Source organism: Vibrio wakamikoensis, from assembly GCF_050337275.1.
GTDB lineage: Bacteria > Pseudomonadota > Gammaproteobacteria > Enterobacterales > Vibrionaceae > Vibrio > Vibrio chaetopteri.
Map to the genome: position 1 here is coordinate 17,113 of NZ_JAKJST010000029.1, position 19,385 is coordinate 36,497.

A 19,385-nucleotide genomic window follows, 5' to 3' on the forward strand; every position below is an offset into this window, starting at 1 on the left:
TTTACTTCCATATTGTTAGGGGATGATGTCCAAGTGATTATTTCATAGCTTGTCATACAAATAAATGTAGATTGAAAAATAGTACGACCGTGCTAAATTGAAACTATGCAGAAGAATTGATGATGGTGATTATGAGTAAAGGTCGGCTAACAAAAGATCATATTTTGATGAAGGCATTCGAGATTGCGAGCAGAGATGGACTGGAAAGTCTAACGATCGGTGAGCTGGCCAAGCAATGCAACATGTCGAAGAGTGGTCTGTTTGCTCACTTTAACTCTAAGGTCAACCTGCAAGTTGCCGTAGTTCAACATGCGGATGCCACGTTTCAAACTAGAGTGATTTCTCCTGCTCGTGAATTCGAGCATGAGATGGTAACGAAAAAGCTTAAGCATCTTATCGACAATTGGATGAGCTGGAACCATTCATTTCAAGGGAGTTGCATGTTTATTGATGCGTGGCGAGACAGTCAGCAGGACGAACTACAGCAAGCGCTCAGAAAAGCAATCCATCGCTGGATCCACTATTTGACAATCCAAATACAAAAAGGGGTCGACAGTGGTGAATTTAAGCCGACACTCGATCCGCAACAAGCCGCGTTTGAGCTCTATGGGCACTACCTAAGTGCACATGTATTCTACTCGCTGGTGGGTGAGCAGGAGAGCAGTCAGCGATTTTGGAACAGTGTTGACACCTCTATAAAGTCTTGGTCGATTCCTGAATAACGATTTACATCTGAACAACTATTTAAATGGAGCGGTAATTTAGATTGAGAGACCGAGTAAAACGCTAACTTAAAAAAGCACGGTCGTTCTAAATAGATGCTCAACAACAAAACTATCCGAGGATGACGAGGATAAAAAGGACAGTCAGTCATGAGTGATAAAATCTACTTCAATACATCAAAAAAATTCAGCTTCAAGAAGAAAATGGTCAACTTGACCACTCGAGCTCACCATAAACTCGCACCTAATCATGCTAAAAGTACTGCTAAGAAATTGCTTCTGACGCCAGTGCGTTCAACGCCAAAGAATGCTCAGCCGGAAGGCTTAAGCATTTCGGACGTGACGACCTCTGAAGGTGTGCTGAAGACGTATCGTTTGGGAACTGGACCCGTTTGGTTACTCACACACGGTTGGTCTGGTACTGCGAGCCAATTCTTTCCACTTATGGAGCATATTGCGAGTAAAGGCTATACCGCTCTTGCGTATGACCATCCAGCTCACGGACAAAGCGAAGGCGCTTACGGGCACATCCCCGCCTTTGTAGGTGGTTTGGAAGGCTTGCTCGATAGTGAAAAGGAAGTGGCGGGTTTAGTCGGGCATAGTATGGGTACGGCAGCGGCGATTGAATGTAAGCATGCCAAGCTCCAAGATAAGCCCTTGCTACTTATCGCACCTGTGCTTGATTATCTCGATAACCTGTTTGGCAGCGTGGCGCGTTCCGGGTATTCAATGCGACTTTTTGAGGCGGTTGTTGATGATATTCAATCGCAATATCACTACCCGATCACCTCGATTGACCCATACAACAAGCTAGGTCGCCGCAGCACACCAACAATCATCGTACATGATGAAAAAGACCGATTTACTAATTACTCAGTGTCTCAAAAAGCGGCTGAAGAAATGTCGTTGGTCACCCTGATCACAACGCAGGGTCAGGGACATGGTCGAGTTATGCATAGTGATGAGGCGAAAGCCGCATTTGACAGGCTAACGTCATAATCCTCAGCGATTTGATCAAGGTTACGCTTATGTATCCACAATGTTGATGTGGTTAACGAATTGATAGGTTTGTATTATGTAAATGGTTTGGTATGTGGGATCATGGCCTGGTTCCACTTACATCTTTGCTGAGTGTTGGGTTTTCATCTCAAAACACAATTACAACATCGAGTTAAAACTCACGGTAGTTTCCCTACTTTCAGTAGCTTAGTCATCATTAGTTTAGTGATCGATAGCTTAGTGATGTTTGTGGTTTCTAGGGCGTTCACCTTGAGATAGCCCCTCAAGGGAGCATCCGCCTATTGACTAAAGGAAGCCATAATAATGAATAGAAATGATAGTGTCCCCTTACCCTCCAATACTCGAGAGTGGTTTTTTAACCGCAATAGTTTAATCATTCTTGCTGATATTGTTCTGTTTTACGTCCTCTACTCGACCCTACCTTTTGAACCCAATGTCGTACTTGGTATCAGCATATTGACGTTTATCGCTGTGCTTTGGCTTACAGAAGCCTTACACGTGACGGTCACGGCAGTTCTGGTGCCTGTGATCGCGGTATTGTTCAATGTTTTTGATACTCAGACGGCGCTGAATAATTTTGCTAACTCGATAATTTTCTTGTTCCTTGGTGGGTTTGCTTTAGCTGCCGCTATGCATAGACAAGGGTTAGACAAGGTGGTCGCCGACAAAGTGCTGGTCTTGGCAAAAGGACGTATGAGTGTCGCCGTGTTTATGCTTTTCGGCGTGACTGCATTGCTGTCGATGTGGATCAGTAATACCGCAACCGCAGCTATGATGTTACCTCTCGTGCTTGGTGTACTCAGTAAAGTGAATGAAGAAAGTGGTCACAACACTTATGTGTTTGTGTTACTTGGTATTGCCTACAGCGCCAGTATAGGTGGTATCGCGACTATGGTCGGTAGCCCTCCCAACGCGATTGCCGCGGCTGAGATTGGAATGACATTCACGGATTGGATGGCATTTGGTTTACCGACTGCGTTTATCCTGTTGCCGATAGCGTTGGCTGTGCTGTTTTTTGTGCTTAAGCCAAAACTCGATGGAGAATTTGAGATTAGCCATGAGCCTGTAAATTGGGACAAAGGTAAAATCGTTACTTTACTGATTTTCGCTTTAACCGTGTTTTTCTGGATCTTTAGTAAGCCAATCAACGCTATGTTAGGTGGCTATGCTAAGTTCGATACTATTGTGGCATTGGGTGCGATTGTCGCCGTTAACTTTGCCCGTGTAGTTCACTGGAAGGACATTGAGAAAACCGCTGACTGGGGTGTGCTATTGCTGTTTGGTGGCGGTATCTGTTTAAGTAATGTGTTGAAAGCGACAGGGACTAGCGTGTTCTTGGCGAATGAGCTTAGCGAACTGATTTCTCAGTTTAGTATGCTGTTCATTATCTTGGTGATTGCTGCTTTCGTGGTATTCCTAACAGAGTTTGCGAGTAATACAGCCAGTGCTGCGCTGCTGATTCCTGTCTTCGCCAGTGTTGCCGAAGCCTTTGGTATGTCGCCAGTGATCTTGTCGGTGCTGATCGCTGTTGCCGCGTCATGTGCGTTTATGTTGCCTGTTGCTACACCACCAAACGCAATAGTGTTCGCTTCAGGTTATATTAAGCAGCAAGAGATGATGCGAATAGGTATCTTGCTCAACATTGCTTGTATTGGTGCCTTGACCCTAATTGCAGTGACGTTCTGGGCATAGTTAACGTTAGTTGAAGACTTACAATGAAAACGCCCCTATTCCGATGGAGTAGGGGCGTTGTTGTTAGTTTGAATCACTAAATTTTTGTGATTAGGCAATTGAGCTTATCAAAGATGATCTCTGCACCCAATTTGGAGAGATGGATCCCGTCGTTTTGATACAAGTCGCTGTACCCATATTTCTGGGCGTGTGCTTCAAACGCTTGGTAGGCGTCGACGATTTCAATGCCCGTCTCCCCATGACCGTACATCATTTTAAGCTTTTTGCTGTGCACGCTACTCAATGTCTCTACTGACTGTCTCAAACGTTCGACGGTGCTTGGCTCGTTGCCAAACATCGGAAGCGCGCCAACAGGGTCAATGGCACTGGTCACAACAAGGATCGGCTTAATACCGTGGTGCTGAGCCTGAGCAATCATGCTATTTAGGTTACTGGCTACAACGCCAATGTCGATGCCCCAGTTGAGATCGTTCAATCCGCCAAATAACACAACAACGTCAGGTTTTGCTTCTAGTACCTGTGATTTGAATCGAGACAGCATTCCCGTTGTCGTGTCGCCAGGTACACCACAGTTGGTAAATGAAACGTTGGGGTACTCGCTAATCAATTGACATGACCAGTTTTCACCTTTAGCAAGACCCCAGCCAGCCGTGAGGCTATCACCGAGCAATACGATGTTTTTCATAGTTGTTCTCTTAAGATCGAAAAAGCCGCTCTATAGGAGCGGCTTGGTAATTTTTGAGCGATCAGTTCTTGCTAACGTATTCTTTAAAGCGCGCTTTGGTTTCTGCGTCCGCTTTGTTGTACCAGAACATCAGCATTTCTTCCGCTGTGTTGTCACCAGCGGCTGGAGCGGTTGCCGGCAGCGTAGTTGGCTGTGCCGCGGTAGTAGCCGCCGCTGTTGTGGCTGCTGCGGTTGTTGTCACGACAGCTGCTGTTGTAGCAACAGTAAGTGCTGCTACACCGCCTTTGCGGTTGTAGTCATCAGCTTCACGGTTATAGTCGCGACCGATTTGCATACCATCTTTGATAAGTTTGTCTTCAACCACAGGGACAACTTGTTCGTTCTTATCAGTCAGCGACCACTCTAAGTTATCAATGTTTTTCTGCGCTTGGCGAGCGTCTCGATACGTTGGGACATTCAGGGTCAATTCAGCATCTGTTGCTTCAAAGCGGGCGATGATGGCTTTGCTAGAAATCACTTTTCTTTCATCGCGATTCACATCGAAGAAAGGTTCATATTTAAACACGATTTGATTGACGCCATCTGGTAGCGTGGCTGTTTCACCGGATGAGAAAAAACCGCTTGAGTCTGTGGTTGGGTCGCCTGCATTGACAGAAAGAAGATCAACATTGTCAGGTATTTTGATGGTCACGTCAGCCATCGCAAGGCTACTACAACCGACGAGTAGCGCAGCAGCAATCAGATTGGATGCTTTCATTATTATTTCCCTAGCAGAATATGTGAATCATGGTGTGTTCAAGTGAACTAAAGATGTTTACGTTGAGGTTAGCTCAGTTTTCGGTTTCTAGCTTGCCTAGGTTAGCGACACTTTGCAATCTTGTGATGCACGGGTTGGTTGAATTTCTTTAAAAACTGACATTGGCGTGGATTACTCGGTGCTTTATTGTGCTTTTAGTTTATAAAAATTGCTAATTCGCTGTTTATGTTGTGAATATAAAGCAATTTAACTAAGTTAAGGCAACCAATATCCTCTCAAATGCAACAGGTGACTTAGTTGTGAGGCGATGAAAATTGCTAACGAAACCGGACAATACCACGTAAATTTAAATCGCTTGGCTGCTAATGGTTTCTATATGCAAATCGAATAGGTTGGCTTGGCGATGAAAATTGAATCTAGTAGCATCGCCCCCCAAGCGAGAATCGTTTAACGAGCACTGAATGGCCCAAGACAGCAGATGGGTTAAATGAATGGAATCTCAGTGCGATTGTAGTCAATCCTATTGTACTTAAAGAGATTTCATTTGAAGATGTCAAAACGTCCTTTGTCCTTGATCTTGGCCGCGCTGTGTTCGGCGTCTCCTGCCATGGCACAAGACTCAACAGCCACTGAAAAGCAGAAGCCTCAGGCGGAAACAACCCTAGTCAAGCCTGAAGAATCTACCAAGGCTGAAGAGGAATCAGAAGCGCTCCCAGATAGAAAGTTTGCGGCTTTCCCTGTTCCAATTACCGATGATGCGCTGGGCGTAGGCCTAGGTGTAAACGCGATGTACATTCACGATCGTGAAGAAGGTGCAACCAATCCATCGACCAGTATGTTCTATGGTCAATATACAGATTCAGACAGCGGTATGGCCATCATTGGCCACGAGCACGTGTTCGCCCATGATGCTTGGCGTGCAGGATTCTATGCTGGACACTTCAGTCTAAACCTTAAGTACACAGGTCGTATCGGTGCTCAGCTTCCGAAAGCCGCCCAATACGCGTCTTATTCCAACTTTGTCTACGGTGAAGTTCGTAAGCAAATTGTCGATGATCTGTATTTTGGTGTTCAAGGGCTGTGGAGCGGCGGCAATGCTGAGCTCAATGAAAAAACCGATCCAGCGATAAAGAAAGCGTTTGAACAAGAAATGAGTGGCAGTAACCACGCTATTGGCTTTCTTATGACCTATGACTCAAGAGATAACATGATGGGGGCGACAAAAGGTCTCAATGTTGATCTGAGCACACTTCATTACTCCAAAGATAAACGAACAGGAAAGCCATTTCATCGTTTAGATGCTGAGGTTAGTCAGTATTTTCCAATTGGTGATGATGTCTTAGCATATCGAGTGATTGGTAAGGAAATGCTGGGTGACGCACCGGAGTATGAGTTTGTGACGCCTGATTTACGCGGTGCGGACTGGAACAAGTATCGAGGCAGCTCAGTATATCAAGCTGAAGTGGAATATCGCCACAAGTTTTCTACTTTGTGGAGCGGCGTCGCCTTTGCTGGAGCCGCTGTGGTACGCAATGAAGACCGCCAATTTGCAAACTCAGTCAAGTCAGAAGTGATCCCGTCAGCAGGTATTGGTGTCAGGTATTTACTTAATGCCAAAGAGCGATTTACTGTAGGTGTCGATGCTGCGGTATCGAAAATGGGTAACACTAGCTTCTATATTCGATTTGGAGAAGCGTTCTAACTGCGTACTAATCGCCATCCTGATACTTGCAAATAATCATTGTGAATGAGTGGGTTGTGAGCATTTGTGGTGCTTATATTTAGGTGCAATTTATGTGCTATTGTTTTACGATGGTACGCCTGTTAATTAATTAATCAAAGGGTTGAGTATGCTGAATATTGAACAGCTAGTGGCATTCGTCGCTGCGGCAGAGCAAGGTTCATTTTCTGCGGCCGCGAGGCATCTTGGTAAGAGTCAAAGCTCTGTAAGTATCGGAGTGAATAACCTTGAGCTCGATTTAGGCATTACGCTTTTCGATAGAAGCACAAAATATCCTAAGCTTACCCCGCAAGGTGAGCGCATGCTGGCACAAGCGAAAGTGTTGTTGCGCCAAGCTGAGCGGATCCGTAATTACTCCAAAGCCAGTGTGGACAGCGTCGAAGATACGCTGAAAATTGCCATTGACCCTCTGTTGCCATTCTCGTTGCTGGATTCGGCGATTGAGAAAATGTCGCAGCGTTTTCCATTTACTCAAGTGGATGTATCACGTTTGAGTGCCCACCATCTGACGAGTGCCATTATTAATGATGATGTGGAACTTGGCTTCAACTTGGCGGCGGATGCGGTACCTGAAGGCGTTGACTTTATCTCTATTGCCAACATTGAGTGGGTGTGTATTTGCAGCCCAGATTCCATCTTTGCTGATATGCAGCAAGTCAGCAATGAAACCTTGATTGGTGAAAGACAGATCGTTTGTCGCAGCATGATGCTGAACAAAGTACTCAAGGCTCAAGGCGCATTCTCACAAGATATCTGGCAAGCCGATGATCAAGAAGATGTGATTAAGCTGGTGGAGCAGGGAATTGGTTGGGCAATCGTACCGAGAGACTACATCGTCGAAAAGCAAGCCATGGGCACCTTGATTGACTTTAGACCTGAGTTCCAGCGTTATGAAATGCTCAACTCTGCAGATGTCCTTTGGAAGTCCAATACACGCCTAGGTCCTGCGGCTAAATATCTTTGTGAAATGCTGGGCGTCTTTTAAGCAGAAAGCGCAAATAATCAGTTTAAGCCAGTGACACATCAGCATTAGAAACCTCGCGTTCAACAGCGAGGTTTTTTTGTGTTTGGTCGACTTAGGCTCTAAGTTCGCTTGGAGACAGATACACTAAGTTTCGCCCTTGAAGTTTTGCTTGCTGAAGGTTTTTCAGACCAAGGCTGAGTGTGCCGTCAGCCGATCCCTCTATTGGTGTCGCCCCTATGGAGACGGTACTGACAATGTCAGCTTGGCCAATAACATCCTGATCAATGGCTAATGGGCTTTTTTCGACAAGCTGTCTTAACCATTCGAGTTGCTTTTGCGCATCGATAGAGTTATTGGCGCTAAACAGCAAACCAAAATGACCATTGTTGGTGCGTGCCAGGCAGCGCGATTGAGGTTTCGGAAAACTTCTTTTTATAACGTTAGCAACTTGCTTGATCGCTTTATCACCAATATCGCTACCATAACGGTCATTGATCGTAGTTAAGCCACACACATCGACCACTGCATAAAATAGTGATTCACTATCACTCGCTTTCGTCAGTTCTTGGCGCAAATGATGCTCGTTTTCTAGACCAGTGAGAGGATCGTTCATTGCCACTTGTTTGCTTAACAATAGGTTCGCCAACGCCACTTCAGAAAAGTCACGTATTGCGCGCATGAGTCCTTCGAAGGCGTAGAAAACACTGTTGACATAAATAACCCCTATCAAGCTATCGTGGTGATAGAGGGGAAGGGCGTAGTGTCGTCCGTTTATCTGCAGTTGCTTTGCAAGGGGATCGTACTCGTTGCTGTAAAGGTAGTTAATGCCACGGGATTTAAAATACGCTGGCAACTTGTCGAGTTGGTAGCTGGCTTTGGTATTGCCGTGATAATCGATAGTATTGAACTGGTTTGCCTTTTCATCATATAGGCAAAACTGAACCCCACCGTGGTAGGTAAAGCGATCAAAGATATGTTTCAAGTCTTGCTTAAAGGCTGCCATGTTTGTCGCTAAAGTCAGTTGAGACAGCCCTAGGTTCAACTGAAAGGTGATGTAGTTGACCGATATAATTAAAAACAGCAGCGCGAATACGACGATGGCCGTTAAAGAAATCTGGTAAGACGTAAACAGGATATCAGTTTGACTGGTACCGGACACGACGACCCAGCCAATTGGGTTTCGAGCATCGAAAATGCTTTTCTTTAGTTCGCCATTGTAAAAGTAGTCATAGCTGCCACGTGTTCTCCCTGCGTCAACCTGCTCCTTCAGCCCACCTTGATAGCTAATCGAAGAGGTACCAATGCGGTTTGGATTGGGATGAAATACCAATTTCCCCGTCATACTGTCAATGACAAAGACATAACCGTTATTCAGTGTTTTTAGGTTCGATAGATATTGCGTGGTGTGCTGAACATCCACTTCAAACCACACTTCGATTGGGCTGTGATACTGAACCTGCTTGATGGCAAACACCCAAATCCCATCGGATTTTTGATATAAAGTTGAGACGGCGTATTGTCTGGTAAACCCATCAAAGGTATGCCACTCAATATTGCGTTTGCTGTTTGTAGTGAGCCGGTCATCGTTAAAGTTTGCGTATTGATCTGCTCGTCGATCATAAACCGCAACGCTTTTGTACAAATAACTGTTGGCAAGTATTTGGTTGGCAAGAGGCGCAAAGTTAGTTGTACCGACTTGCTCTTGTAACAGATCTACCTTTGCAAAAGTCGCTTCGATTTGCGACCAGATTAAGGCTGTCGCCACCTTTACATTATCTTGAGATTGAGATTTCGCCAGTGACTGAGAGTGCAGATAGTGCTGATAGGAGAGATAAATGAGCACCGCAATCAACACAAAAGTGAGCGGTTTAAACAGGCGGAGCAACAGCTTAGGTAACGACATAACATATAAAACAAATTGAACACTACGTCATTACTATCACTGATTATGGAGTGCTTTTAAAGACTTAATTGGTTTATTAATAACTCAGATCAATTCAAATAAAAAAGAGCTCAACAAGTGAGCTCTTTGTGGGTGATTAACGACCAATCTAGTGGCAATGTTGTCAGTTAAGACTGAGCGGAATAATGCAAAATGGCCATCGACATAGGCGCTTGCAAGATTTCCCCTTCAGCATGACCGACTTCAGCATCTGAGATATGGGTATCGCAGATGGTTTTCCAAACTTGATTGCGGTCATTCGGCAAAGAGAAACGAGCCGGAGCTTTGGTTTGGTTGATGAGATAGACCAGTTCGTCACCCTCTTCACCAATGCCGATGTGCAGAGCGACACTGCTTAGTCGGTTCCAATCTTCCATGCTCATTAATTTGCCGTCGACGCGACTCCAAAAAATGCGGTTGTCGTTGCGTTTTTCACCGCTAAAGGCGCGGATGAACGGTACCATATACTCTTGGCGTGCAGCCAGCATTTCCGAAAGCCACTGTTTGAAATGCTGTTTAGCTTCACTGGTTTCCCAATTGAGCCAACTTATTTCGTTGTCTTGGCAGTAGGCGTTGTTGTTGCCTTGCTGGGTATGCGATAGCACATCTGCAGTAAGGATGTGTGGGATACCAAACGAGAACAGCAAAGTAGCCATGAAATTGCGTTTTTGCTTCTCACGGGTAGCGAGGACAACAGGGTTGTCCGTTGCGCCTTCTACGCCATAGTTGTTTGAGCGATTGTCTCCGTGGCCGTCTCGGTTGTTTTCACCATTGGCTTCGTTGTGCTTATGCTTGTACGAGACAAGATCTTGCATGGTGAAGCCATCGTGATAAGTGATGTAGTTGACGGTCGACTTATACGGCCAATTGGCAGCGCTATACAAATCGCGGGAGCCCATTATACGCGTCGCAAACTCTTTCAAGTAACCTTGATCGCCACGCCAGAAGCTACGTGTGATATCACGCAAACGGTCATTACATTCATTCCAGCCAAATGGGAAGTTTCCGACTTGATACCCGTTTGGCCCGATATCCCAAGGCTCGGCAATCAATTTGGTCATCTTGAGAATAGGATCCTGAGCGACCGCGCGGAAAAAGGCCGCTTCACGATTAAAGTGATCACCGTTACGACCCAGTGTTGCCGCCAAATCGAAGCGGAATCCATCGACTTTAAACTCTTGTACCCAGTAACGCAGCGTGTCCATGACTAAGTTGAGCGCTGGCTGATAATTGAGATCGACGGTGTTGCCACAACCGGTGTAGTTCGCGAAGTACTCGCCATGGCGAAGGTAGAATTTAGAATCTAAAGCTTTTAAGTTAAAGACCGGACCTTGATCGCCACCTTCAGCAGTGTGGTTGTAGACCACATCAAGAATCACTTCGATACCTGCTCTATGCAGTTCACGAATGGTGGTTTTGAGCTCTTCCACCGCATCTTGGTGGGCATAGCGTGGATCGGGAGCCATAAACACATAAGGGTTGTAGCCCCAGTAGTTCACCTTATCCATTTGTAGAAGATGAGGCTCGTGCATACAAGCAGCAATTGGAAGTAGCTGAAGGGTATTGATGTTCTGCTCTTTGTAGAATGTGAGCATGGCATCACTGACCAATCCAAGATAGGTGCCACGCTCTGAAGTAGGCACTTGCGGGTTGAGTTTAGAAACCCCTTTTACATGAGTTTCAAATAACACCATCTCTTCACGAGGAATGTTGGGTGATCTTACTTGTTGCCAGTCAAAGGCATCATCAACGACCACGCAAGTCGGCAGTTTAAAGCTTTTTTCAGCTGAAAATGGTGGAACATAATGCAGTGCTTTGTCTAATGCTTTTGCGTAGGGATCGGCTATGTACTGACGTTCTTCGCACGATTCTATGACAAAACCATAACGTTGCCCGGCTTTTATGCCGCTAAGGTGAATATGCTTGATTCCGGCATAATTGTTAAAAAGTGGGAACAACTCTTGTTTGTCGTTGTCATCATAGAGAGCGAGATAAATAGCCTCACAATCGGGTGCATGAATAGCAAAGTTACAACCGGCTTCATCCAGTGTTGCACCCAGCGGATAAGGGCTAGATTGATGTTGCGTCATAGAGATTTTTTCTATTTGTTCGTGAATGACATTAATCTTACTTTCACTAGTTAATAGCTTTGTAAACTTTAGGTCAAGCGAAGATCACAGAAATTTAAATGTAATTTAATTTCAGTTTTCTTACCTAAAAGTTAAAAATAGTGATGTAAAGCATATTGTGCGCGTCAAAACATTACTCCCATCTATGCTACTCCCCCCTTGAATTGTGATCTGCCCTAAAAAAACGCCATACGGTTATTTTTCTACTCCTTTCTCATCCCCCTTAACTATCTATAGGGTGGAGGACGCTTCCATTACACGACTTCGTTAATCTGCAATTGTTCAATCAACTCGGGACCCTAACCGATATTTCAAGTCTGAGACACTTCGGTACTGCCTCTGAAGCGTTTTAGAAACAAAGAAATTGAATATAACAATAAGTTAAACGGAGTTTTCTAAATGAAAAAAGTAAGTGTAATTGCTGCTGCGGTGGTAGGTGTATTGGCTGCTGGTACTGTATCAGCTGCACAAGTGGATTATCACGGTTATTTCCGTGCAGGTTTCGGCGCAAACGCTGATGGTGGATCTCAATACTGTTACGGTAATGGCGGCCCAACAACTTTTGGTCACGCTGTTGGTCGTCTAGGTGATGAGTGTGATGTGTACGGTGAGTTAGCTCTTAACGTAAATGAAGCGTGGACTGCGCAAGATGGTGGCACTTTCAACCTACATACTTTGCTTGCATTCGGCACATACGAAGATGGTGGCCTTGACTACCGTGGCAACTCATTCCAATCTATCGGTCGCGATCCAGCTGACCCGTGGAGCGGTCAACGTGCGTCTTTCCGTGAAGCTTGGGCTGACTACAGCATGGCTAACGGCATGAAGCTTTGGGCGGGTAACCGTTACTACGGTCGTAAAGACATTCATATCCTAGATATGTACTACGTAAACAACTCAGGTAACGGTGTTGGTATCGAGAACATCGATCTTGGTTTTGCTAAGTTCCACGCGGCTGCAGTGCAGCACAAGTGGAAAGCGCCTGTGATGAAAGATGTTGGTGGCGAACTAGTTCCAGTAGAAGGTACACAGGTTTATTCAACGGCCAACACATTTGACCTTCGTTTAACTGGTATTGAGACCAACGAAGGCGGTAGCATGGAGTTCATTCTTCTTGGTGCTCAGCCATCTCACACAGATGCACAAAAAGACCAAGAGAACAACCCAGACGGCAATTTTGGTGACTACGGTCTAGACAAGTTTGGTGTCTCATTCACTGCTGAACATACGCAAGGTCACAGCCTTGGTTTCAACAAAGCAGCTGTTCAAATCTCTACTGAAGGCTACGCATGGGCTGGTTTCGTAGGTAACCACCTAGGTGATTCTTACAACATGGAAACGGGTCAAGAAGGTCGCAAATCTTACCGCTTCATCGATTGGGGTGTGGTAGAAGGTGAGAAGTGGAACCTAGGCTACTCGTTCGTATATGCTCAACTTGATAAAGGCACAGATGGTGACGATGCAACGGCTATGAGCATCGTAGCTCGTCCAGGCTACAAGTGGTCTGAGACTATGAGCACTATCTTAGAAGTTGGTTACTTCCAGCAAGACTTCGGTGCTGACTGGGGTGCAGAGAAGCAAGACCTGAACAAAATCACTATCGCACAACAATGGCAAGCGGGTGACAACTTCTGGGCTCGTCCTGCAATTCGCGTATTCGCAAGTAAATACAGCGGTGACTTAGCCGTTGAGAAAAATGATCTAATGTTTGGTGCTCAGGTTGAAGCCTGGTGGTAATCTAGCAACCTAGTATCTTTACATACTGTGTAAAAACATAGCCAGTGTAAAAGCTGGCTATTTCTCTTTAAGGTGATTCTATGAAACGGATGTTAATTTCTTCTCTTGGGCTGATGGCACTGTTAGGGTGTTCAAGTGCTGTCGATGTATCAAACCAAGCGAGCTCAGTCGAGTTGTCGGCTATTTCTGCAACGAGCTCAGTACAGTGGAATAATGTATCTGTTCCATCTGCATTTACCTTTGAGTTCAATGAACAAACGCAAAGACTTAGCAACGGTGAAATTAGTAGTCGTATAGCAGGCTTTTCGTTCGAGCCAGTTGGACAAACCGTTAGCATAGCGCTTACTGCGCCAATGAAGAATCTTGAAGTATTCGCGCCAAGCCTTGCATTGTACGATCAAGATTACAACTTACTGAAAGTGTTTAACTCTAAAGCGTTTGATTATGATAGAAATGACTTTATTACCGGCGAAGCTTTAGCCGGAGAAGTCTCTGTCACGTTGCCACTTTCTACTACGCGTGTAAACGCTATTATTTTCACAACAGACGCGGATACTGCCAAGACAACGACTGTTATCCATCCTGCTAAAGCGATGGCGATTGCGAAGCGCAATGAGCCGCCGATGATTGCCGACCCAGTAGTCAGCCACAGTCAGAGCGGCTTAGTGAATGTTAAACTATCGACTCCAAGTTCATTCTCGCTGCTGCCAAGTTCAAACAAAGCACCAGCAACACCAGCCGAAGCAATTGATCCGAAGTTAAATGCAACTACTGCAACAGCAGCTGCAGCTGGTACAGCAGCCGCAGTAAGCAGTGTGACTGCTCAGCCGGAAACGTCGAATTATTACTTCACTTCAATAGAAGCGGCAGTGAAAGCAGATGATATTCCAAAAGCACTTGCATTACTTGAAGAAGCCAAAGCACTGAATATTGAAGGTGCTCAAGAGATCTTCGTTAAAGCGATAAATGCAAAATAGCACATTCATAAAATAGTTATTATTAGCCCTGAAAATGATTTGAGATAATTTATCTCTCAATGTTTTCGGGGTTTATATTTTTCTCCGCAACCATACCGCTCTCAGGTTCACATCCAATTAACCTCAAAAAGTGACATTGTTCAAATAGCTGACATTTGTTACTCAAGAGCTGTTTCACCTAGAAAGTGTGACTCAAGCCGTTTTTTACTGGCATCATTCTGGTTTTTCCGTGCTCAACGTCAAATTTCATTCCGTAATGAAAATGAAAGTTCCAAAACCGTAGCCAAGTACTATTGATGAATAAGGGGAGGTGCTTAGAAGTACTGCCACTATTATCAATAACAGCCCCTATTCCATCAAAATACACATCATTATTCTCCTCTCCGACAACTTTCTCACCACATCTTACATTCTGCTGCCTTTTTGAATGTCGATTGAGAAATATAACGATAAAAATCGGAGTTAATAATGAAAAAATTATGTTTAGTCGCTGCAGCTGTTTCTACTGCACTTGTTGCTGCGCCGTCTTTCGCTGTGGATTATTTTGGTTATTTTCGTGCGGGCACTGCGCTTAGTTCAAACGGAACTGGCGATGCCAACTACGAGAAGCAAAAAGTGGGTCGTCTAGGTAACGAGAACGACAACTACTCAGAGTTCGGTTTTGGTAAAGATCTAAAAACGGGTGAGCAAACGTGGCGCGTGGAATCGATGATTGCTTCTGGCAACAGCGGCACAAATGGCTGGCAAGATGGTGACTTCAACGTCGCACAGTATAACGTTCAAGCGACGGGTCTGTTCAGTTCAGACAAAGAAGCGACCGTATGGGCTGGTAAGCGTTACTACCAACGTCGTGACGTACACATCACGGACTTCTACTTCTTAAACACATCTGGTACTGGTGGTGGTATCGAGAACATCTCTGTAGGTAATCAAAAACTGTCGCTTGCGCTTGTTGAAGACAGTAGCTCAAAGCAAAAAACGCTTGATGGCAAACAGTGGGTACAAAAGCCTGGTACTAACCCTGGTGTTGAAGGTAGCTGGGAGCAGCAAGATAAATACAAAGAAGATGAAGTCAAAGGTTACATCGCTGACGTACGTCTAGCGAACATTAACCTTTGGGAAGATGCAACACTAGAGGTTGCAGGTGCGTACAACTTCTCAACGGGTACTGCCTCAGGTAATACCAACGTACAAGCCGATGATGGCGCATTGGTTACCGCTATTCTTCACCAAAATATGGAAGCCGGCTTTAACCAAACGGTTGTGCAATACGGTAACAGCGCGTACGGCGCACAAATGGCCGACCTTGGTAACGGTGGTAATTTCGATCGCCGCGACGGTGCGAACAACGATGCACAAGGTGTTCGACTATTGAACTGGGGTGTGATTAGCCTAGGTGAGAAGTGGGAAATGGGTCACCAATTCCTTGCTGCACGATCGACAGACGCGGCAATTTCAGCGACGAACCGTGCTAAGACTGACCATGATTTGTTCTCTGCGGTAATTCGCCCAATGTACCAATGGACTGACACAGTGCGTACGGTATTTGAAGCGGGTACTTACGTTGAAAACTACAGCAATTACGGTAATAAAAAAGGCAGCAAGTTGACGGTTGCGCAGGCTTTTTCTATGGGTGAAGGCTTCTTTGCTCGTCCTGAAATTCGCGTATATGGCACTTATCTAAATGATCGTTCGGACAGCGCACAGCTTGCAGACAAATCAAAGAAAAACGAGTTCCTTGTAGGCGTACAAGTAGAAGCGTGGTTCTAACGTTTTACTCATTAATTTAATAGACGAAGGGCGAAGGTGACTTCGCCCTTTTTTGGAGACGAACATGATCAAACTATCGACGACCCTGATTAGTAGCTGCTTGTTACTCGCTGGATGTCAAAGCACTGAAGTTGTCGAGCAAGCGCCGCTTCGCTCTCAGGCAACGATTTTCGATCCCGCTAGCCTTAACATGCTGGCTATGAAAGCACCGAGTGAACAGACATTTCGAATTGATGAGAATAGCCAGCGCTATGTCATAGACGGTGTTGAGAGTCCAGTTGCAGTCGTCTCACTACCCCTAACTTCAGGTGCGCTCGATATTACAATCACTAGCCTGATATCTTCTTCTGCCTTTGCTCCTTATGTGGCAGTTATCCGTGATGATGGTAGCGTGGTTGAGCAATATGATTTGAATGAGTTTGAGTATCTGCCTGCACGTTTTCACTTGGGAAATCGATTAGCTCTTAACTTCACGTTTGTTGCGCCAAGTGCAAACTCAAAGCTCATGCTGGTGGTGTACACCAAACCGGAAGCCGCGACTCGCAGCGTGACGGTAACTCATCCAGCAAAACTTGATGCTAAAGCTCGCGGGAACTATTTGCCTGAGGTGAAAGATATTCAGGTACCTTTTAGTGATCAAGGTGAGGTTATTATTGCCATTGATGGCCGCAAGTCACAGGCCAATCCAACCCCAAGTGATGAACAAGTCACTCAGAGCAAGGTCATTGCGGCAAAAGCGACTCAAGAATCGAGTGAGTTTTATCGTCAAGCGATCACCCATGCAGTTGATAACAACCAGTTAAAAAAAGCAGTGAGTTTACTCGAAGAGGCTGAGTCACTTGGCGTGGAGGGTGCGCGCGAGGCGTTCAACAAAGCGGTGAATGCTGCTGCTTCGCAGTAAAACGGAAGAATAATTGACCGATTAGTGTAAAAGCGTGGTGTTGATCGACAATCGCACTTAATTGTTGGCGCAATCAGCCGTTACTATAGAGAGTAACCGTTACCACAAAAGCCACTCAATTATGTCGACACTTACCATTGCTATTGGCGCTACCAGCTTGTCACTGTTGCTGGTGTTCGTCTGGATGTTCTCGCTCTCACTGCGCAAGAAGCGTATGGAGGAAGAGCGTCTTGCGCGAGAGGCCGCCTATCGTCGAGCGATGGAAAAAGCGCGTCAGCAAGAGAGGCAAGATCGCGTCTTCAAAGCCGAGACCGGTCATGTACCAACCATTCTCTATCTCGCCAAAGAAGCAGAGAGAAGCAAACCTAACGAAGCGCTATATTGGTATCACAAAGGCGCAGAGCTCGACAATATTACCTCAATGTACGGCATTGTTCGCCTTAGCGACAAAAAGCGCGAAGACCTCGTTCTTCGCGAACAAGCCAATTATTGGCGATTATGTATAGCGGGTGCAGAAGGTGACGTTCACGCTAAGTTTGAAGCTGCGAAAGCGCAAATATTTGGTCAAGGTGTTGAGCGCAATATCCCAAGAGGCGTCGCTAAAATTCAAGAGGTCGCTGAAGAAGGCAACCTTGAAGCGATTCTGTTTATGGGAGATTGGAGCATTTCTCCCGAGAACCCTGTACCGTCACCAAAGCAGTCCACCCAGTGGTTTGAAAAAGCCGCGGACAAACAAAGCGAAGAAGGAATGACCAAGCTTGGCCTCAACTTCTTAAATGGCGTTGGCGTGGAGCAAGACGGTCAGCGCGCATGTTACTGGCTTGAACGTGCGGCCGAAAAGGGCAACGTCGAAGCGATGTATTTTGCCGGTGAAGCGTGGCGTGATGTAAAACCGAATGGCGCAGCTATCGCTTATATTTGGCTATTTATGTCTGCGTACATGGGCTATGAGCCCGCTAAATCGGCTCGTGATGCAGTGGGCAGCACGTTGGGCGTTGATTCAGTGGTTGGACTGCAGTCATTGGCTAAGCCTGTTTTGAAAAAACTGCAGTTTGGTCCCGTCGTCAAACACTCGTTGATTCGTGCCCTAAACAAACTCTACAAACGGGAGTTACCTTTATTTGGGTTAGTACAGGATGGAGAGCAGGAACCGGCCTCTACAACTCAAAACGAAGTGTCGCCAGAGGCCAAGCCTAGCGAGGCTGAGAGCACTATCTCTTCAAATATTGAGGACGCTACCGAGGACACGGCAAGCTCATACAGCTACTCCAGTTATGATACTCACTATTCACAATAAAGTAGTCTTTACTCAAATTTGGTCTTTCGACTTATCACATATGACCTTAATGAATCACATGTGAATTTCTGTTTCACTATTGTTATTTTTACCTTTCCTTAATGTTCATTTGAGTTGTTTTATGGACTACTTTGGTGTGATCGATATCACTCAATGTTTGTCTTTGACACTTCCATGACAAAAACAATGTTCAAAAAAATATTCTGAGCTCAGTTTCGGTGTGACCTTCAAGGATGCTTGGCAGTGGCCTTGTCGTTCGCACATTAAATCCGTGCCATTTTTGGCATTCCTGTTCTATACGGAGCTCTTTAATGAAAACTTTTAAAATGACATTAGCAGCGGCACTCGTTGCTGCAGTAGCACTTCCAGCAAGCGCAAACTACGTTGACGTTCGTGGCGCTTACAACACAGAAGCAAAAACTTATGAAAGCCGTGTTCGCACAGGCATGGGCTTTGCTGAAGATTGGGAAATTCACCTAGAAGGTACTCAAGGCCACGGCGATAGCGCGTTTAGCCAAGACGACCACAAAGTAGCAGCGTTCGAGACCGAGCTAAACTACAACTACGCAATCAACGACAACGTAACTCTAACTCCGGGTTTCGTTTACTGGAACGGTACTAGCCACTCAGAATACCGTCCTTACCTAAAAGCGACTTACGCAACAGGTAACTTCTACACGGCTGCACGTTACCGTTTCCAAGCGGCAACTGACGGTGTTGAGAACACAAACCAAGTTGACGCATGGGTAGGTTACAACGTTTCAGACTTCAACCTAGAATATAACCCAGCTTACATCGCACAAAACAACGGCGGTAAGATCAACAGCGATCTTTCTCGTGCAGACAGCAAATGGGAACACACGTTCCAAGTTAAATACACTGGTTTCGACACGTGGGCACCTTACCTAGATTACCAAATCCTAGACAAGACTTACGTAAGTCAAAACGCTGAAGTGAAAACTGAAAACCGCGTTCGTGTGGGTGTAACGTTCAACTTCTAATCTGATTTAGTCAGAGATAACGAATTGAATATCGAAACGCCGCACATGCA

General features: G+C 45.5%; 15 protein-coding genes. 11 read left to right on the forward strand and 4 right to left on the reverse strand.

The features are described from left to right. Positions 1 to 131: 131 nt before the first annotated feature. The 3 genes from L4C42_RS17350 to L4C42_RS17360 all read left to right on the forward strand — a co-directional run bounded on the left by L4C42_RS17350 (position 132) and on the right by L4C42_RS17360 (position 3,434). Positions 132 to 722, forward strand: coding sequence for a TetR/AcrR family transcriptional regulator (locus tag L4C42_RS17350; RefSeq protein ID WP_353498805.1), 591 nt, complete (start codon positions 132 to 134; stop codon positions 720 to 722). A gap of 150 nt (positions 723 to 872) precedes the next feature. Continuing rightward, positions 873 to 1,721, forward strand: a complete 849-nt coding sequence (locus L4C42_RS17355; RefSeq protein ID WP_429761444.1) for an alpha/beta hydrolase — start codon at positions 873 to 875, stop codon at positions 1,719 to 1,721. Between the two features lie 324 nt (positions 1,722 to 2,045). Continuing rightward, on the forward strand, positions 2,046 to 3,434 hold the full coding sequence (locus L4C42_RS17360; protein WP_353498807.1) for an SLC13 family permease: 1,389 nt from the start codon (positions 2,046 to 2,048) through the stop codon (positions 3,432 to 3,434). 76 nt (positions 3,435 to 3,510) lie between these two features. Here L4C42_RS17360 and L4C42_RS17365 read toward each other — a convergent pair whose 3' ends face one another. Continuing rightward, on the reverse strand, positions 3,511 to 4,119 hold the full coding sequence (locus L4C42_RS17365; protein WP_353498808.1) for a GDSL-type esterase/lipase family protein: 609 nt from the start codon (positions 4,117 to 4,119) through the stop codon (positions 3,511 to 3,513). A gap of 61 nt (positions 4,120 to 4,180) precedes the next feature. Next, complete coding sequence (locus tag L4C42_RS17370; protein WP_429761447.1) at positions 4,181 to 4,876, reverse strand: DUF2057 family protein; 696 nt, start codon at positions 4,874 to 4,876, stop codon at positions 4,181 to 4,183. Positions 4,877 to 5,420: 544 nt separating this feature from the next. Here L4C42_RS17370 and L4C42_RS17375 point away from each other — a divergent pair. Then, positions 5,421 to 6,578: a BamA/TamA family outer membrane protein gene (locus tag L4C42_RS17375; RefSeq protein ID WP_353498810.1), complete on the forward strand. Its 1,158-nt coding sequence runs from the start codon at positions 5,421 to 5,423 to the stop codon at positions 6,576 to 6,578. A gap of 148 nt (positions 6,579 to 6,726) precedes the next feature. Beyond that, the gene (locus L4C42_RS17380; RefSeq protein WP_042500572.1) at positions 6,727 to 7,602 is read left to right on the forward strand and encodes a LysR family transcriptional regulator; all 876 of its coding nucleotides are present in this window, start codon (positions 6,727 to 6,729) and stop codon (positions 7,600 to 7,602) included. A 91-nt stretch (positions 7,603 to 7,693) separates the two neighbouring features. On the opposite strand, the gene L4C42_RS17385 is transcribed toward L4C42_RS17380, so the two are convergent. Both L4C42_RS17385 and glgX read right to left on the reverse strand, forming a co-directional pair. Further along, positions 7,694 to 9,484: a sensor domain-containing diguanylate cyclase gene (locus L4C42_RS17385; RefSeq protein ID WP_429761450.1), complete on the reverse strand. Its 1,791-nt coding sequence runs from the start codon at positions 9,482 to 9,484 to the stop codon at positions 7,694 to 7,696. A gap of 167 nt (positions 9,485 to 9,651) precedes the next feature. Next, positions 9,652 to 11,613: a glycogen debranching protein GlgX gene (glgX, locus tag L4C42_RS17390; protein WP_353498812.1), complete on the reverse strand. Its 1,962-nt coding sequence runs from the start codon at positions 11,611 to 11,613 to the stop codon at positions 9,652 to 9,654. A 438-nt stretch (positions 11,614 to 12,051) separates the two neighbouring features. Here glgX and L4C42_RS17395 point away from each other — a divergent pair, with 438 nt between their 5' ends. The 6 genes from L4C42_RS17395 (at position 12,052) to L4C42_RS17420 (ending at position 19,335) form a co-directional block, all read left to right on the forward strand. Next, positions 12,052 to 13,389, forward strand: a complete 1,338-nt coding sequence (locus L4C42_RS17395) for a maltoporin (protein ID WP_429761452.1) — start codon at positions 12,052 to 12,054, stop codon at positions 13,387 to 13,389. An 80-nt stretch (positions 13,390 to 13,469) separates the two neighbouring features. After that, complete coding sequence (locus L4C42_RS17400) at positions 13,470 to 14,366, forward strand: MalM family protein (protein WP_429761454.1); 897 nt, start codon at positions 13,470 to 13,472, stop codon at positions 14,364 to 14,366. 468 nt (positions 14,367 to 14,834) lie between these two features. Further along, positions 14,835 to 16,136, forward strand: coding sequence for a maltoporin LamB (gene lamB / locus L4C42_RS17405; RefSeq protein WP_353498815.1), 1,302 nt, complete (start codon positions 14,835 to 14,837; stop codon positions 16,134 to 16,136). 64 nt (positions 16,137 to 16,200) lie between these two features. Next, positions 16,201 to 17,037 (forward strand): MalM family protein, encoded by an 837-nt coding sequence (locus L4C42_RS17410; protein WP_418642613.1) that lies wholly within the window; start codon positions 16,201 to 16,203, stop codon positions 17,035 to 17,037. A 121-nt stretch (positions 17,038 to 17,158) separates the two neighbouring features. Then, complete coding sequence (locus L4C42_RS17415; protein ID WP_418642612.1) at positions 17,159 to 18,334, forward strand: tetratricopeptide repeat protein; 1,176 nt, start codon at positions 17,159 to 17,161, stop codon at positions 18,332 to 18,334. Positions 18,335 to 18,645: 311 nt separating this feature from the next. Next, a complete protein-coding gene (locus L4C42_RS17420) occupies positions 18,646 to 19,335 on the forward strand; it encodes an oligogalacturonate-specific porin KdgM family protein (RefSeq protein ID WP_162631331.1) in 690 nt (229 codons plus the stop codon). Positions 19,336 to 19,385 lie beyond the last annotated feature (50 nt).

Coding starts and splice junctions, on each gene's coding strand:
- L4C42_RS17420 (WP_162631331.1), top strand. CDS start 18,646: ATGAAAACTTTTAAAATGACATTAGCAGCGGCACTCGTTGCTGCAGTA.
- L4C42_RS17400 (WP_429761454.1), top strand. CDS start 13,470: ATGAAACGGATGTTAATTTCTTCTCTTGGGCTGATGGCACTGTTAGGG.
- L4C42_RS17395 (WP_429761452.1), top strand. CDS start 12,052: ATGAAAAAAGTAAGTGTAATTGCTGCTGCGGTGGTAGGTGTATTGGCT.
- L4C42_RS17370 (WP_429761447.1), bottom strand. CDS start 4,876: ATGAAAGCATCCAATCTGATTGCTGCTGCGCTACTCGTCGGTTGTAGT.
- glgX (WP_353498812.1), bottom strand. CDS start 11,613: ATGACGCAACATCAATCTAGCCCTTATCCGCTGGGTGCAACACTGGAT.
- lamB (WP_353498815.1), top strand. CDS start 14,835: ATGAAAAAATTATGTTTAGTCGCTGCAGCTGTTTCTACTGCACTTGTT.
- L4C42_RS17350 (WP_353498805.1), top strand. CDS start 132: ATGAGTAAAGGTCGGCTAACAAAAGATCATATTTTGATGAAGGCATTC.
- L4C42_RS17365 (WP_353498808.1), bottom strand. CDS start 4,119: ATGAAAAACATCGTATTGCTCGGTGATAGCCTCACGGCTGGCTGGGGT.
- L4C42_RS17355 (WP_429761444.1), top strand. CDS start 873: ATGAGTGATAAAATCTACTTCAATACATCAAAAAAATTCAGCTTCAAG.
- L4C42_RS17360 (WP_353498807.1), top strand. CDS start 2,046: ATGAATAGAAATGATAGTGTCCCCTTACCCTCCAATACTCGAGAGTGG.
- L4C42_RS17380 (WP_042500572.1), top strand. CDS start 6,727: ATGCTGAATATTGAACAGCTAGTGGCATTCGTCGCTGCGGCAGAGCAA.
- L4C42_RS17385 (WP_429761450.1), bottom strand. CDS start 9,484: ATGTCGTTACCTAAGCTGTTGCTCCGCCTGTTTAAACCGCTCACTTTT.
- L4C42_RS17415 (WP_418642612.1), top strand. CDS start 17,159: ATGTCGACACTTACCATTGCTATTGGCGCTACCAGCTTGTCACTGTTG.
- L4C42_RS17410 (WP_418642613.1), top strand. CDS start 16,201: ATGATCAAACTATCGACGACCCTGATTAGTAGCTGCTTGTTACTCGCT.